9 protein-coding genes are annotated in these 14,117 nt (G+C 38.4%); 3 read left to right on the top strand and 6 right to left on the bottom strand.

All coding sequences use genetic code 11. The features are described from left to right. Nucleotides 1-74: 74 nt before the first annotated feature. The 6 genes from ACEN36_RS05960 to ACEN36_RS05985 all read right to left on the bottom strand — a co-directional run bounded on the left by ACEN36_RS05960 (nucleotide 75) and on the right by ACEN36_RS05985 (nucleotide 10,255). Nucleotides 75-1,223 carry an ABC transporter substrate-binding protein gene (locus tag ACEN36_RS05960; RefSeq protein WP_407096491.1) on the bottom strand — a complete coding sequence of 383 codons (1,149 nt, stop codon included), beginning with the start codon at nucleotides 1,221-1,223 and terminating at the stop codon, nucleotides 75-77. A 505-nt stretch (nucleotides 1,224-1,728) separates the two neighbouring features. Beyond that, entirely contained in the window at nucleotides 1,729-2,862 is a 1,134-nt protein-coding gene (locus tag ACEN36_RS05965) for a GerMN domain-containing protein (RefSeq protein WP_407096493.1), read from the bottom strand. A gap of 67 nt (nucleotides 2,863-2,929) precedes the next feature. Further along, nucleotides 2,930-3,913, bottom strand: coding sequence for an aromatic acid exporter family protein (locus ACEN36_RS05970; protein ID WP_407126168.1), 984 nt, complete (start codon nucleotides 3,911-3,913; stop codon nucleotides 2,930-2,932). A 505-nt stretch (nucleotides 3,914-4,418) separates the two neighbouring features. Continuing rightward, nucleotides 4,419-8,009: an FtsX-like permease family protein gene (locus ACEN36_RS05975; RefSeq protein WP_407126169.1), complete on the bottom strand. Its 3,591-nt coding sequence runs from the start codon at nucleotides 8,007-8,009 to the stop codon at nucleotides 4,419-4,421. Between the two features lie 10 nt (nucleotides 8,010-8,019). Beyond that, nucleotides 8,020-8,721, bottom strand: coding sequence for an ABC transporter ATP-binding protein (locus tag ACEN36_RS05980; protein WP_407096496.1), 702 nt, complete (start codon nucleotides 8,719-8,721; stop codon nucleotides 8,020-8,022). Between the two features lie 148 nt (nucleotides 8,722-8,869). Further along, entirely contained in the window at nucleotides 8,870-10,255 is a 1,386-nt protein-coding gene (locus ACEN36_RS05985; RefSeq protein WP_407126172.1) for an APC family permease, read from the bottom strand. A gap of 233 nt (nucleotides 10,256-10,488) precedes the next feature. Between ACEN36_RS05985 and ACEN36_RS05990 the strand changes: the two genes are divergently transcribed. The 3 genes from ACEN36_RS05990 (at nucleotide 10,489) to ACEN36_RS06000 (ending at nucleotide 13,657) form a co-directional block, all read left to right on the top strand. Further along, the gene (locus tag ACEN36_RS05990; RefSeq protein ID WP_407096498.1) at nucleotides 10,489-11,766 is read left to right on the top strand and encodes an NAD(P)/FAD-dependent oxidoreductase; all 1,278 of its coding nucleotides are present in this window, start codon (nucleotides 10,489-10,491) and stop codon (nucleotides 11,764-11,766) included. A gap of 423 nt (nucleotides 11,767-12,189) precedes the next feature. Then, a complete protein-coding gene (locus tag ACEN36_RS05995; protein ID WP_407096499.1) occupies nucleotides 12,190-12,759 on the top strand; it encodes a 5' nucleotidase, NT5C type in 570 nt (189 codons plus the stop codon). A 64-nt stretch (nucleotides 12,760-12,823) separates the two neighbouring features. Beyond that, on the top strand, nucleotides 12,824-13,657 hold the full coding sequence (locus tag ACEN36_RS06000; protein WP_407096500.1) for a metallophosphoesterase: 834 nt from the start codon (nucleotides 12,824-12,826) through the stop codon (nucleotides 13,655-13,657). Nucleotides 13,658-14,117: the final 460 nt, after the last annotated feature.

Here is a 14,117-nt window from a genome sequence, read left to right on the forward strand (position 1 = left end):
TCTATAGTTTTGGTGATAAAAAAGGAAAAGTGCAAAGCTTGTATGTGGCTTCGCACCTTTCACATGTCCTATTTTTATGGTTGGATTTCTTCAGTACTTGCTTCTTTTCCTTGTTGCACTTCAATAATCAGAGTTGATTTGACAGGGTTATGGTTTTCATCTATTGAGAAGGTTCCAGTGACTCCGTCAAAATCAGCGATACTTTCTAATGCAGCAGTCACAGCTTCTGGAGTAGCTTCCCCACCATCTTCTAGTGCTTGAGCTACTAGGTATACCGCATCATAGGCTAAAGCAGAGAAAGCGTCTGGAGCCGTATCGTATTCGGCTGTATAGTTGTCAATGAAAGTTTGCACTTGTTCATCTTCATTTTCTAATGAGAAATGAGCTGAATAGTAAACATCTGTCACGTTTTCTATGCCAGCCAAGTCCAGTAAAGCTTGGTTGCTGAAGCCGTCTCCACCCAGAATAGGTTGTTCGATACCCATTTCGCGAGCTTGTTTCAAGATCAGCCCAGCTTGTTCATAATAGGCTGGCAAATAGATGACATCAAAATCTTGATTTTGGATTTTCGTTAAGATCGCACTAAAATCTGTATCATCTTGTGTAAAGTATTCTTCAGCAACGATATCGCCTTTATAGGTATCCTTAAAAGCATTCGTCAAACCTACTGCATAATCACTTGAACTATCTCCAATGATCACTGCTTTCTTGGATTGCAATTGTTCTGTTGCAAAGTTGGCTAATGCCACACCTTGGAATGAGTCTTGGAAAGACGTACGGAAAACAAAAGGCTGCACATCTCCTGATTCTGTCACCGTCAAGTTATCCGCTGTTCCCGAAGGTGTAATTAATGGGACCTCAGCTCTGGTGATAGGTTGAGTGGCTGCTTGAACGGCTCCTGATGTAGCCGGTCCTACAATAGCTACTACTCCATCTTCTGTAGCCAGTCTTGTTGCAATACTGGTTGCTTCCGTATTATCTGATTTAGTATCGTATTCAACTATTTCAAGTTGTTTGCCTAAAACACCGCCAGCTTCATTGATTTCTTTAACAGCTAACTTTACACCGTTCGATTCCGCTGAACCATAAGCAGAAACTGGACCTGTTTTTTCAAACATTGCTCCTAATTTAATGGTATCCCCATCCGCAGTGCTGCCCCCAGCACCACAAGCTGTTGCAAATACAGACAAAGCTGCAAGTCCTAACAATAATTTCTTTTTCATTTATGAAACTCCCCCGTTTTATCCGTATTTCTACTAGTTTTCAATCTATTCAGAATTTATTAGAAACATTAAAATCAAATAAGAAAACTGTTGATGCTCCTTAGTATAGAATATTCAGAATATTTAATCAATAGTTTTTTTAGGATAACGAAAGATATTTTCCAGCTACACAAAAGAATGCGCTTTACTAACTTTTTTGGAGAAATTCCAGCACTGTAACGGAAAATATTTACTATTCAATTCGTCTGGTCTGTTGATTATTTAGGATATTCAAAAAGCAGCTGACACCATTTTCTGGGTCAACCGCTTTCAGATTTAATTATGGTCTATGGCAGGGATCAATTGTGAAATATCAGAATGAGGATCATTCCTATTGGCAAAGTAATTTTCATTCACTCGATAAGTGATTCATTGTTTTTGGAAGTTTGTGTTCTGATTGAACAGTTTTTACGATAGGGGAACTATGGTGAGCAGCTGTTCAACTGTTTTCATGATTATTTAGACGTTATTCCGTTAATTGAAATTCTGGTATCCCTTCTACATCGACTTGGAAAAAGTCTCCTTCTTGTTGCTCGATATGTCCTGTTTGATACGGCTTTCCGGCTACTGTCAGATACACTTCCGTTACGTCGTAATAATTTCCAATGGTATTTACTAAACTTTCTACAATTAACTGTTCGACTAAAGACCCAGCATTCATTTCATCCATCAATTCTTGTGAAAAATCTACATAAACTCTGCCATCATCGTTCAAATATAGTGTATTGATGTCAACATTTTCAGATAACACAGGTGTTAACCCTTCTGGAATTTCTTTGTAAGCAGATTCTATTGCATCTTTCGTACTATCATTGGTATTCATTTGAACAGTTTTATTGACGTATTCGACTTGCTCTGATTCAAAGTTAGGGTAATAAAAGCGAATTGTTTGTTCAAAAGGAGTTTCCGTAATGGATTGAATTTCAGTAATGACTTCATTTCCTTCATCATCTGTAAAGACACTTTTTACTAAGCCAATTTCAGGTGCATAATAGTCCACGACTACAGCTGATTCATTATCCCATTCAGTCGTCACTTCCAACGTTTCATATTCAGCCAGCTCTGTAGTCACAGGTACTTCAAGTCCAGTGATTGTTTTAGTGCGTCCATCTGGTATTTCCCAGCTGGCTCCTACTTGAAATGGACTTTGCAACAGTATTTCGATAGGCTCATTGGATTTTTCCAATGCATTTTCGCGATAATAAACTTCTCCTTTATGATAAAGAACAACAAGTTGATCCTCTTGTAAAGCAATTACCTCCGCAACTTCAGTTCCTCCATTATTGCGAGAAAATTGTTTTCGGTTTTCAGTCGAGTAAACAGTAGATTCAGAAAAACCCGCATACTCAATTCCTTCACCTGTGTATTCATAATGAAGATTATCGGTATTTGGAAAAAAGTCTTTTGTCGTATAAATAGATTCTGTTGGCTCCTGTGTGCTGGATTCAGATACACTGCTTTCTTCCGCTTCGGAAGAAGAACTTTGTGAGCTTTCGTTAGTACTCGACTCCTCTGGGTCTCCTGATTGACTCCCACAAGCTGTTACGCCTAATACTGCTGCTACTAGAAATGTCATACGGATTTTTTGGAATCGTTCCATAAAAACTCCTCCTTTTTGTACTCCTCTTCTTACATAATATTATACTTGAACTGTATACGCACAGCACCTAAAGACTACTGTTTTGAGTAAATAATTCATTGCGGTATTCGTCGAAAAAGTCTTTCTTGATTAGAAGGAATCGTTCAAAATCATTGAGTAATTGAAATAATATCGCTCTTTTTTCAAATTCTTCTCTCGTTTGCGGCAAATCACTTTCTCTAAAGTAACGTGTCAGCTCATCGATCTCTTCCAATAGGTTGATTCCAGGATTGTACTCATGCAATGTTTCAGCCGTTAAATAATACATTCCAGCCAGTATTTTACTTTGCAGCAGAGGAATAGAGATTTGTTTCAAATTGTGCTGCATCTGTTCTAATATCCTAGCTTGTGTTTTGCGTATCTCAAAATAGCGGATACTGTAATACGATTGATTGATGAAGCGATTATCTGCTTCATTGTGAGCTAATAGGATCCCTTCTTCCAATAATTGATCCAATGTTCTCAATTCAGTATCTGAAATATCTGTTTGGATTCCGTTTTGTAAACAGCCATCAATTTGATATAAGATCTTTTGCATTTGTTCTTCTACTTTATTTCGAATATCAGTGATTTTATCTGCTTTAGAAGGCATGTATAAATTGACCAATAAGGCCATTCCAGCACCGATCAACATCAATAGTAATTCATTTAGTAATAAACCTGACGACGTGCTTTCAGCAATCAATAAATGAGTAACCAATACTGAACAAGGAGCAATCCCAGATTGGACGTTTAATTTGTAAGCGCTGGGGACGTAAAGAAGCAAATACAATCCAAAAACCAGCGTTGAAAAACCAAATAATTGGAAGAGCACTGTAGCTATTCCTAAGGCTAACAGAGTGGATATGACTCTTTGAACAGCAATTTCAAATGAAGTTTTCCGTGTGTCCAGCACACTTAATATGGCAATAATTCCAGCAGATATACTAGAATCCAATTGAAGAAAATCGGCTATAAAAATTGCGACTACGGTTGAAAGAGCTATTTTTAATGTACGTAAACAAAGGGACACTGCAGTCACTTCCTTTTCTACAGGGTAAAGATAACTAACTTGAGAAAATATCGTTGTCTATAAGTTCATTTTCATTATACCAGATGATTCATTTAATGAGCAGTATGCAAACACAGTATGGTAGTTGAGCACTTTATTAGTACCATATCTCACCGTTTAAAAGCACAGTATGGTAGTTGAGCACCTTATTAGTACCCTATCTCACTGTTTAAAAGCACAGTATGGTAGTTGAGCACCTTATTAGTACCCTTTCTCACTGTTTGCAAAAAAATGTTCATCATCACTCAGCGGTGCTCAATGATGTTAAGACTCCGTTACTTCATCATTTCATCATCCAGCATAGCTCTTTGATGATGCAAGTAATCCTCCATATTCCTAAATAAATTTCTACAAGGTTCAAAATTAAAAGACGGTTAATTTTTATTTGTCAATTTCAAAAAGTTGGCAAACCACAAAAAAGGCAGCCGCTTATGGATCAAGCAACTGCCTCTTTTGTAATCATCTTCTATTCTACTGTTTTTAAAGCTTCCAGCATATCTACATTTTTTAATTTGACATGCATGAAGAGCATAACGATGGTAGAAAATAAAATCGTTAATAACGCGGAATAAATATAACTGGATACCGCAATGACCGGACTGAACATCATAATATCTAATTCAGCTGTATTCAATACAAACCCATGCAATAACAATCCCAACAATAATCCGACTGCTGTTCCCATCAACGTTAAGAGGAAGTTTTCACGGTACACATACATGGTCACTTCTTTATCATAAAAACCAAGGACTTTGATCGTGGACAATTCACGAATGCGTTCAGATACATTGATATTCGTCAAATTATACAATACGACAAATGCCAGTAAAGCAGCCGAGACAACTAAAACAATCGTTACAATAACTAAGCTTTCCAAGGTATCTTTGAAAGCTTCGCTAATAAAACTGGTAAAGGTTACCCCAACGACCGCATCTAATTGTGTCAGTTGTTGGCCAAATTCATCTTCCCAATTTTGCGACTCATCAAAACTCAATAAATGAGTGTTGGCTTCAGGAATTTCTCCTACCGCTGACTCATAGTAAGCTGGTGAAAGATAAACAAAATGCTGCAAGTAATTTTCAGTAATCTGTTCGACTGTGACACTGATTTCCTGATTGTCTGCATCTTCCAATGTCAACGTGTCTCCTATTTGCAAGTCAAACAACTCAGCAAGCTTTTCACTGACAACAGCTCCATCATCTGACAAAACGTAATGTTCATCTGAAGTACGATTTGTCAGTGTAACAAATGCATCTAAGTTCTCCGTTGTTTCTGGGACAAAAATCGTCACATCTTGAGGATTGACGCCTTCTTCTGCGGCAGTGTAAATTTCTTGATACACTTTCAATCCTGATTCTAATTCAGAAGTATTTTCAATCAATTGGGCGTATTCTTCTTTTTCAAAGTCCGTTGCATCCGTATTCAAGGCCACAATCGAATCGTATTGGTTGATTTTTCCATATTGTAGAGTACCAACATCTGAAATCGAATCCGATAATCCAAATCCAGTTAACAACAAGGCTGTACATCCAGAAATACCAGCAACTGTCATCAACATTCTGCGCTTGTAGCGGAAAATATTCCGAGCGGTAATTTTTTGTGTAAAAGTAAATCTATTCCAAATAAATGGAATGCGTTCTAACAAGATTCTTTTTCCAACTTTTGGCGCTTTAGGACGCATCAAATTGGCGGCATTACTTTTTAGAGAAACACGAACGGCTATTAAAGCTGTTAAGCCGGTACATAGGAAAGCGATGATCAAGGAAACGATAACGTCTTCCCAGTAATAGCCGATTTGAACAGACGTCAAATTGTACAAAGATCCGTACGCATTGATAATCACCGTCGGGAACAAATGGAAGCCAACAAGTAAACCAATCACCGCACCTGTCAAACTAGCTAGTGAGGCGTAAACGAGGAATTTCTTTGAGATATCCCAGTTGGTATACCCTAAAGCTTTTAACGTTCCAATTTGTGTGCGTTGTTCATCTACCATTCTAGTCATCGTAGTCAATGAAACAAGCGCTGCGATAAGGAAGAAAAATACTGGGAATATTTGTGCAATGGAAGCGATCCGTTCTGCATTATCATTAAACTCTGCATATCCTGGATTTGTATTCCGATCCAACACATAATATTCAGGCAGCGTAACATCTTCCAATTCTGTTTTGGCTTTATCTAGTTCTCTTTGCCCTTTAGCTAGTTCAGCCTCAGCATCTTCGATTTCAGCTTCAGCATCTCTTTTTTCTGTTTGAAATTCTGCAACTGCATCTTCGTATTCAGCTTCGCCTTGTTCTAGCTCGGCTTGAGCTTCTTGCAATTCCATTTCGCCGTTTTCTTTTTGTTGATCCAATTCATTTTGAGCTTCTTCCAAAGCAGCTCTGCCTTCAGCGATTTGACTTTCTGCTGCCTCAAGTTGCGCTCGTTGTTGATCAATCTGTTGCTGTCCTGCAGTTAACTCGGCTTGATAATTGTCTAACTGCTCACGAATTAAAAGTAGTCTGGATTCTGTCGTATTCAATGCTTCAAGTGCATTTACAGGCGGAACCACACCATCGTAGTAATTGGTCATCATTTCTCCCAACTCTACTTCCATAGCATTCAGTTGTTCCGTTACTTGTACTTGTCGATCTAAAGGCACATTCATACCTGGTATCTGAATCACGGTGCGAGCCGTTTCGATCCACGCTTGAATACCAGCAGCGTTCTCATCAGCTTCATCCGTTGGCAAACCAGCTTCTACTTCTTCAATAGTTGAAAGAACTGTTTGAGCAGGAACTGTACCTGCCAAATAACCACTCACTAATCCGCTTATCTCTGGACTAATGGCTTGAGCCCCACTTACCAAGGTATTCTGATCATCAGAGGGAATCGTTTCACTAGGAATCGTAACTGTAACTGTTTCACGAGCATTTTGAAGAACTGCCGTACCATTCGCTATCTGTGTTTCGCCAGATGCTCTTTCTTGTTCCAGAGCAGCTTTTGAATTGTCTAGTTCTTCTTGCGCTGCCTCCAATTCTGCTTTTCCATTCACAATTTCGATACGTGAATTTTCTAATTCTTGAGTCTTTTGATCGATCGTTGCTTGACCATTGGCAATTTCGGTTTCAAATGTCGCTACACCGTCATTGTATTCTTGCCATCCTTGATCTAGTTCAGCACGGGCATTAGCCAGCTGGGTTTCGGCATCTGCTAAAGCTTGCTGACCTTCTTCAATTTCAGTACGTCCATCATCGATTTCAGCTTGTCCTTTATCTATCTCGTCTTGAATGCGTTTTTGAATCTCTTTTCTTCGCTCTTCAGGACGATTGCTTAATGCAGCTTCAATAGCGGATTGTTTTTTTTCAACTTCCGTCTCATAATTATCGGAATAAGATTGAAGAGCTTCAGCACTTGAAAAAGTTAAATAAGCTTCTGTGTAAACCTCCAGATTGAAATCATCTTGAGGAATAAAAGCAAACCCATCAAGAGTCCCTGATCCAATAGAAGTGTTCCCTCTAGCGTTATTTTCAATAAATTGAGGGGAATGGGCAAATCCAACAACTTCATACGTTACACCAGTAAAAGAATCTTCTAAGTTGATTGAATCATCATCTGTTTTAAACGTTATCGTATCACCAATCGAATACTCTTCTGTATACGCGCTTTTCGCATCCAGAACTATTTCACCTGAATTTTCAGGAAGTCTGCCATCAACTAAGACAGGCTGATTGATATCTGGTTGGTCAGCATTCGAAGTACTCACAATTTTTGTGACCAAATCTGTCCCTTCCAGTATCACGTCTTGCGTATAAACAGCTTCAACAGAAGCCCCTTCGATATCTTTCAATAACTCAATATCGTCTTCTGTCAGTCCGTACGTTGAAAGGACTTTTACATCCATTAAATTATTTTCTTTATAATAAGTATCAGCGGTGTCTATCATATCGGGGCTGGTAGCCTTAATTCCTGAGTAAAAAGCCACGCCAAGCAAAATAATCAAAAAAATCGATAAAAATCGCATTTTTGATTTCGCTATTTCACGAAAAATATCTTTCCATAATGTTTTTTTCTTCAAAGTCTCACCTCTACCATTCTATCTCTGCTACAGATTTAGGATTAGGATTCAGTGTAACTTTGCGTACTTTGGCATTATTGATTTCGATGGTACGATCTGCAATCGGTGTGATCGCTTGATTATGAGTAATCACAATAACGGTCGTACCATAGTTTTCACAAGTGTCTTTCAACAACTTCAATACTTGTTTCCCTGTTTCATAATCTAAAGCACCAGTAGGTTCATCACAAAGCAATAACTTCGGCTGTTTAGCCAGAGCTCTTGCGATCGCTACACGTTGTTGTTCTCCACCAGATAATTGTGCTGGGAAATTGTTCATTCGATGACCCAATCCCACTTCTTGAAGTACTTTTTCAGGATCCAATGCATCGACAGAAATTTCAGAAGCCAATTCCACGTTTTCTTTTGCCGTTAAATTAGGCACTAAGTTATAGGATTGGAAGACAAAACCTATTGATTCACGGCGATAGCGAATCAACTGTTTGTCGTTAAAATCGGAAATGTCTATTCCATCAATTTCAACCAAACCTTCATCAGCCGTATCCATTCCACCTAAAATATTCAATACCGTTGTTTTTCCAGCACCACTTGGTCCTACGATGACTGCGAACTCACCTTCTTCAATCTCAAAGGTAACTCCATCATTCGCAGCAACAATCGTTTCTCCCATTTTATAGCGTTTGTACTCATCTTTTATTTTAACAAAAGCCATTTTCTCCACACTTTCTAACTAATTTGTTTTTTCAGTTTTTACTATTTAATATAGATACCCGTACAGTTTAACAAAAAAAAGCATTTAAAGAATAGTTAGACCTTCATATTTATAAAGGCTTAACTATTCTCTTTGTTTGATAGAAGCATTATTTTTTTGTATTCATTTTACTATGTTTATAACCATACACCATGTAAATAACGATCCCAATTATCAACCAAACTAGGAAAGACACCCAAACGGTCCACGACAACTGTACCATTAAATAAATACAAACCAGAATAGACAGTATTGGCAATGCCGGAACTAGTGGGACTCGAAACTCCCCTTTTTCAGGTTGTCCATGTTCTTTTCTTAATTTGATGATTCCCGCAGCCATGATCACAAATACCATCAACGTTACAATATTTGTCAATTCAGCCAATTTCCCTAGAGGAACAACTCCCGATAAAACAGCTGTAATGACACCAGCAACCATGGTCGCTTTTTTAGGCGTATGGTTTTTCTCGTCTATTTCACTTAAAAATTCAGGCAGCAATCCATCTCTGCTAATCGCGAATATCAATCTGCCTAGTCCATACATCATAGAAATAAGAACCGTCAGTAGCGTTAAGATGGCTCCCACAGAAATCATTCCAGCCACAAAATCCTGTCCGATAAAACGCATGGCAAATGATACAGGATCACGAACATCCAGATTCGCAAATGGCACGACACCCGTCAATACCAAGGTTACTAAAATATATAAAACTGTTGCAATTCCTAAAGAACCAATAATTCCTCGAGGCATACTTTTTTGTGGATCTTTTGTTTCTTCTGCAGCCGTACTGACAGCATCAAATCCCAGAAAAGCAAAAAATACAATGGCTGCTCCTTCAATAATACCATCTAAACCAAAAGGTGCAAACGGTGTCCAATTTTCCGGTTTAACATAAAACACACCAACCACTAAAAATAATGCAATCAATCCAAATTTCACATACACCATCATACTGTTCAAACGAAGAGCTTTTTTAGCTCCTTGCATAACTAAATAGCTGACGATAAGCGTTACTAAAACAGCGATCAAATCAATATAAGTACCCTTTGCTGCATTGTAAGAAGCTCGCAAAGCAGAAGGCAGCCCAATACCTAGACCTGTTAAAAATCCATTCAAATACCCGGACCACCCTGAAGCTACAGAAGCACACGCCAATAAATATTGACACAGCATCAACCAACCGACAAGCCAGCCGACAATTTCACCAAAAATAGCGTACCCATAAGAATAGGCTCCTCCAGATACCGGCATTCTTGAAGCAAATTCAGCAAAACACAATGCGCTTAGTGCACAAGAAAAAGCTGCAATAATGAACGAAATAATTAAAGCCGGTCCTGCAGTTACCGCACTAGCTGTTCCGGTGATGACAAAAATCCCCGTCCCAACAATGGCTCCTAAACCTAATAAAATCAGATCCATCGTTTTTAATTCTTTAGGCAATCCTGATTGCCTTTCTTTCCCTATTGTTACAGGGAGCTTTCTAAAATAGCTCATCTTCATCCGTCCACTCTCTATTAAATTCTTGATTAAATCATTACACTACATATTAACAATAAGTGAGCTTAAATAAAATCTTTCCTCCTGTTTTCTCATACTTTCTTTAGGGAATTTCATCTATTTTCACAGATAAAAGCGGATTATGGACTAATTTAGGTGAACAGGGCTTAAATGTGCTAAAATAAAACTACTAAAAAAGACTAGCAACTAGTAATTAAGGAGTTAAACAAATGGATGCAACTGTAATTGTAGTCGGTGGAGGAACAAGCGGTATGATGGCTGCTATCTCTGCTGCTGAAAATGGCGCTAAAGTCATATTGGTCGAAAAAAACAAAACATTAGGAAGAAAACTGTTAGTAACTGGAAATGGACGTTGCAATGTTACCAATAACCGCGATAAAGAAGAAATTATCGCACACATTCCTGGTAACGGACGTTTCTTGTATAGTGCATTTGCACAATACGATAATTATGACATTATGGATTTTTTCCGCTCTAACGGTGTAGCCTTAAAAGAAGAAGATCATGGCCGTATGTTTCCAACTACGGATAAAGCTAGAACGATTTTAGAGACATTGATTAAAATCATGGATCGCTTAAATATCCAAGTGTATACCGATGCTCCTGTGGAAACAGTCTTATATGAAGACAATAAAGTAAAAGGTGTCTTGTTGAAAGATGGACGGACGTTAACGGCCTCATCAGTCGTTTTATCAGTCGGTGGAAAAGCGATGCCTCGAACAGGTTCAACCGGAGATGGTTACAAATGGGCTAAAAAAGCTGGGCATACGATAAAAGAATTGTATCCGACAGAGTCACCCGTGACTTCTGCTGAACCGTTTATCCAAGACCGCACTTTACAAGGTCTTTCTTTACGAGACATAAATTTAAGTGTTCTCAATAAAAAAGGGAAAAACGTTGTCTCACATCAAATGGATATGATTTTTACCCACTTTGGTGTTTCTGGTCCAGCTGTATTGCGCTGCTCAATGTTTATTCACCAAACATTGAAACGAGACAAAACAGAATCGGTGACAATGACGATCGATTCAGTGCCGCAAACTACCGCTCATGAATTAAAACAACACTTGCAAAAATTGATTAAAACTGACGGAGACAAAGCAGTTAAAAATGCCTTAAAAGGCTTTGTTCCTGAACGTTTCTTGTTATTTGGATTAGGACGACTGAATGTTGAAGAAAATACACCTTTAAAACAACTAACGGTTCAACAGCTGGACCTTTTTGTGGAATTTTTAAAAGATTTTCGTTTCCAAGTCAATGGTTCGCTGCCCATTGAAAAAGCTTTTGTTACAGGCGGAGGCGTGAATACAAAAGAAGTGAACCCTAAAACCATGGAGAGCAAATTAACCCAAGGACTTTATTTCAGCGGCGAATTTCTAGATTACAACGGATACACTGGAGGGTACAACATCACAGGTGCATTTATAACCGGAAGAATAGCCGGAAAGCACGCCGCACAGGATGCGGAGAGGCCTCGGGAGCAATGACGCAAAAATAGGAAATTATGATTGGGGCGTTTCTCAGTCCCAATCATAATTTATCTTTTTTGCAAAATTGCTAGGCCTCGCAGCTCTACTATCAGGATGCGTAAGTCGCTGGTTTGGCTTGAAGGGAAAATCTATTCTCTTTTTAGAGGATGCTTTTTATCCTCAAAAAAGAGAATGATTTTTCCCGAAAGTCAAGCGACCGAAGCTCAACTACAGGATGCGTAGGTCGCTTGGGAGACACGACAAGAAAATAGGAAAATCAAATAAGGACGCTTTTTTTCCTCAATTGATTTTATCTTTTTCTCGAGTGTCTACCGACCGTAGCTCTACTAGAACAGGGTACGTAGTGCCTGGTTTAGCTCCGATATACAACTTTAAAACACTATCTGAAAATAACTCTTCATTTGAAAGGATTTTGTCACTATGAAAAAACGTATTGCGATCGACATGGACCAAGTATTGGCTGACATGGAAGTGAGTTTTATAGAATTGTACAAGAAAGAATATCAAGTCACGTTTGAGTCTACAGAAGATTACATTGCTCAGCACCCTGATTTTGATATTGTAAATGTCATTAAAGAACTTTATCCTCTCATCAATACGTATGATTTTTTCAGAAAAATTCCTGTAATGAAAGATGCTCAAAAAGTTTTACGCGAGTTGAATGAACATTACGACCTATACATCGCAACAGCTGCTATGGATGTTCCTAATACATTCAAAGCAAAATATGAATGGTTATTAGAACACTTTGATTTTCTAAATCCCCAACACTTTGTTTTTTGTGGAGAAAAAAGCATTATCCATGCTGATTACCTGATTGACGATTCTATTCGTCAATTGGATCGTTTTTCTGGTACTGGGCTGTTGTACACCAACTCTCTCAATCAAGACCCTTGCTCCTATGAACGAGTATACAACTGGATGGATATCAGGGATTATTTTATGGACGATCAAAAAATCGCTTCTTTACCTAGCTCATCACAGCAATAATATCTGAATCGGACGGGAGATTTTTCCCGTCTTTTTTTACATTTCGTCCAACGGAGGTGTCTTCTTGAAAAAACTACTCATTGGTTTACTTTGTTTCTTCTTTCTGTTTTTGCTGGTAATGCTTCATGGTTATCGTGAGAATCGTACTCTAGAAGTTGAACAGCTCTTCATTGAATTACCTGAACTTCCGAAAGAACTCGATCAGTTAAAGATCGTTCACCTATCAGATATCCATTTTCCGAGAAGTCGGATCGATCCTGCTGTGTTGATTGCAGAAACGAAAAAAGCTGAGCCTGATTTGATTTTCTTAACGGGTGATTTGATGGATCGATCGGCAGATATAGCCACTACTCCGTTAGCCGAATTAGTAGCTGAGTTGTCTCAAATAGCCCCTACTTACTCGGTGTCTGGAAACCACGAAACTTCAAGCGGCCAATTGGAAGAATGGAATGAGGTTATGGTCCAAAATGGCGTCGTTCTGCTGGAAAATGAAACAAACGTAGTTACTGTTCACGAAGAATCTTTAGCCATCGTTGGTTTGAAAGATGGAGAAATGATGTCAGAGCTACCAATGACGCACGACACTACCAGATTACCCACTTTAGTATTGGCACACCATCCAGAATATTTTGAATCCTATCTAACCGATAATCCAGCTATACAACCGGATATTATTTTTAGCGGTCATGCTCACGGAGGGCAAATTCGTTTGCCGATCATAGGTCCCTTATTTGCTCCAGGACAAGGTTTCTTTCCCACATACACATCAGGGATTTACCCTGCTTCTCAAAATCCTGACCAAAAATTAGTTGTCAGCCGTGGAATTGGGAATAGTCTCTTCCCCTTACGCATCAATAATAAACCCCATTTCATTATTGTCACTCTTACAAACGAATAGTCCAGCAACCTTTAGATTTGTTTCATATTTCCCTCCAAATCTAAAGGTTTGTTTAACATTCTCTCTTGGCTATTTCTTTATTGCTTTTCGTAGTGTACGCTTACATTAAGATTTACATATAAAATACTTCTATTCGGAAAGGATAATGACGATGCACCCTATCTACAGTCTTTATTGGTCTTCTTTTCAAGCGGTTTTTATCTTTCTAAGTCTTACATTAACTTTGCTATTTGCCGGCTCTTTTTTTGTCGGAAAAGAGAGGAAATCTGCCATAAAAAATAGTGTATTATTATGGCTGCCTTCTCTGACAACTTTTGTAACAGTGATTTTTGTGTCCTTCTTTTCAGGTATACTCTATGACGAACTAAATATTCCAACTGATAATTTTATACTTTTACTGATAGGGTATTCAACCATTATCTTCTTTCTTCATACAGCAACCTTTGTTTACAACTGTGTT

Origin of the sequence: Desemzia sp. FAM 23989 (assembly GCF_045528345.1) — a bacterium.
GTDB lineage: Bacteria > Bacillota > Bacilli > Lactobacillales > Carnobacteriaceae > Desemzia.

Excerpts from the sequence above, each read along its gene's own strand:
- ACEN36_RS05960 (WP_407096491.1), bottom strand. The coding sequence starts at position 1,223 with ATGAAAAAGAAATTATTGTTAGGACTTGCAGCTTTGTCTGTATTTGCA.
- ACEN36_RS05965 (WP_407096493.1), bottom strand. The coding sequence starts at position 2,862 with ATGGAACGATTCCAAAAAATCCGTATGACATTTCTAGTAGCAGCAGTA.
- ACEN36_RS05980 (WP_407096496.1), bottom strand. The coding sequence starts at position 8,721 with ATGGCTTTTGTTAAAATAAAAGATGAGTACAAACGCTATAAAATGGGA.
- ACEN36_RS05985 (WP_407126172.1), bottom strand. The coding sequence starts at position 10,255 with ATGAGCTATTTTAGAAAGCTCCCTGTAACAATAGGGAAAGAAAGGCAA.
- ACEN36_RS05990 (WP_407096498.1), top strand. The coding sequence starts at position 10,489 with ATGGATGCAACTGTAATTGTAGTCGGTGGAGGAACAAGCGGTATGATG.
- ACEN36_RS05995 (WP_407096499.1), top strand. The coding sequence starts at position 12,190 with ATGAAAAAACGTATTGCGATCGACATGGACCAAGTATTGGCTGACATG.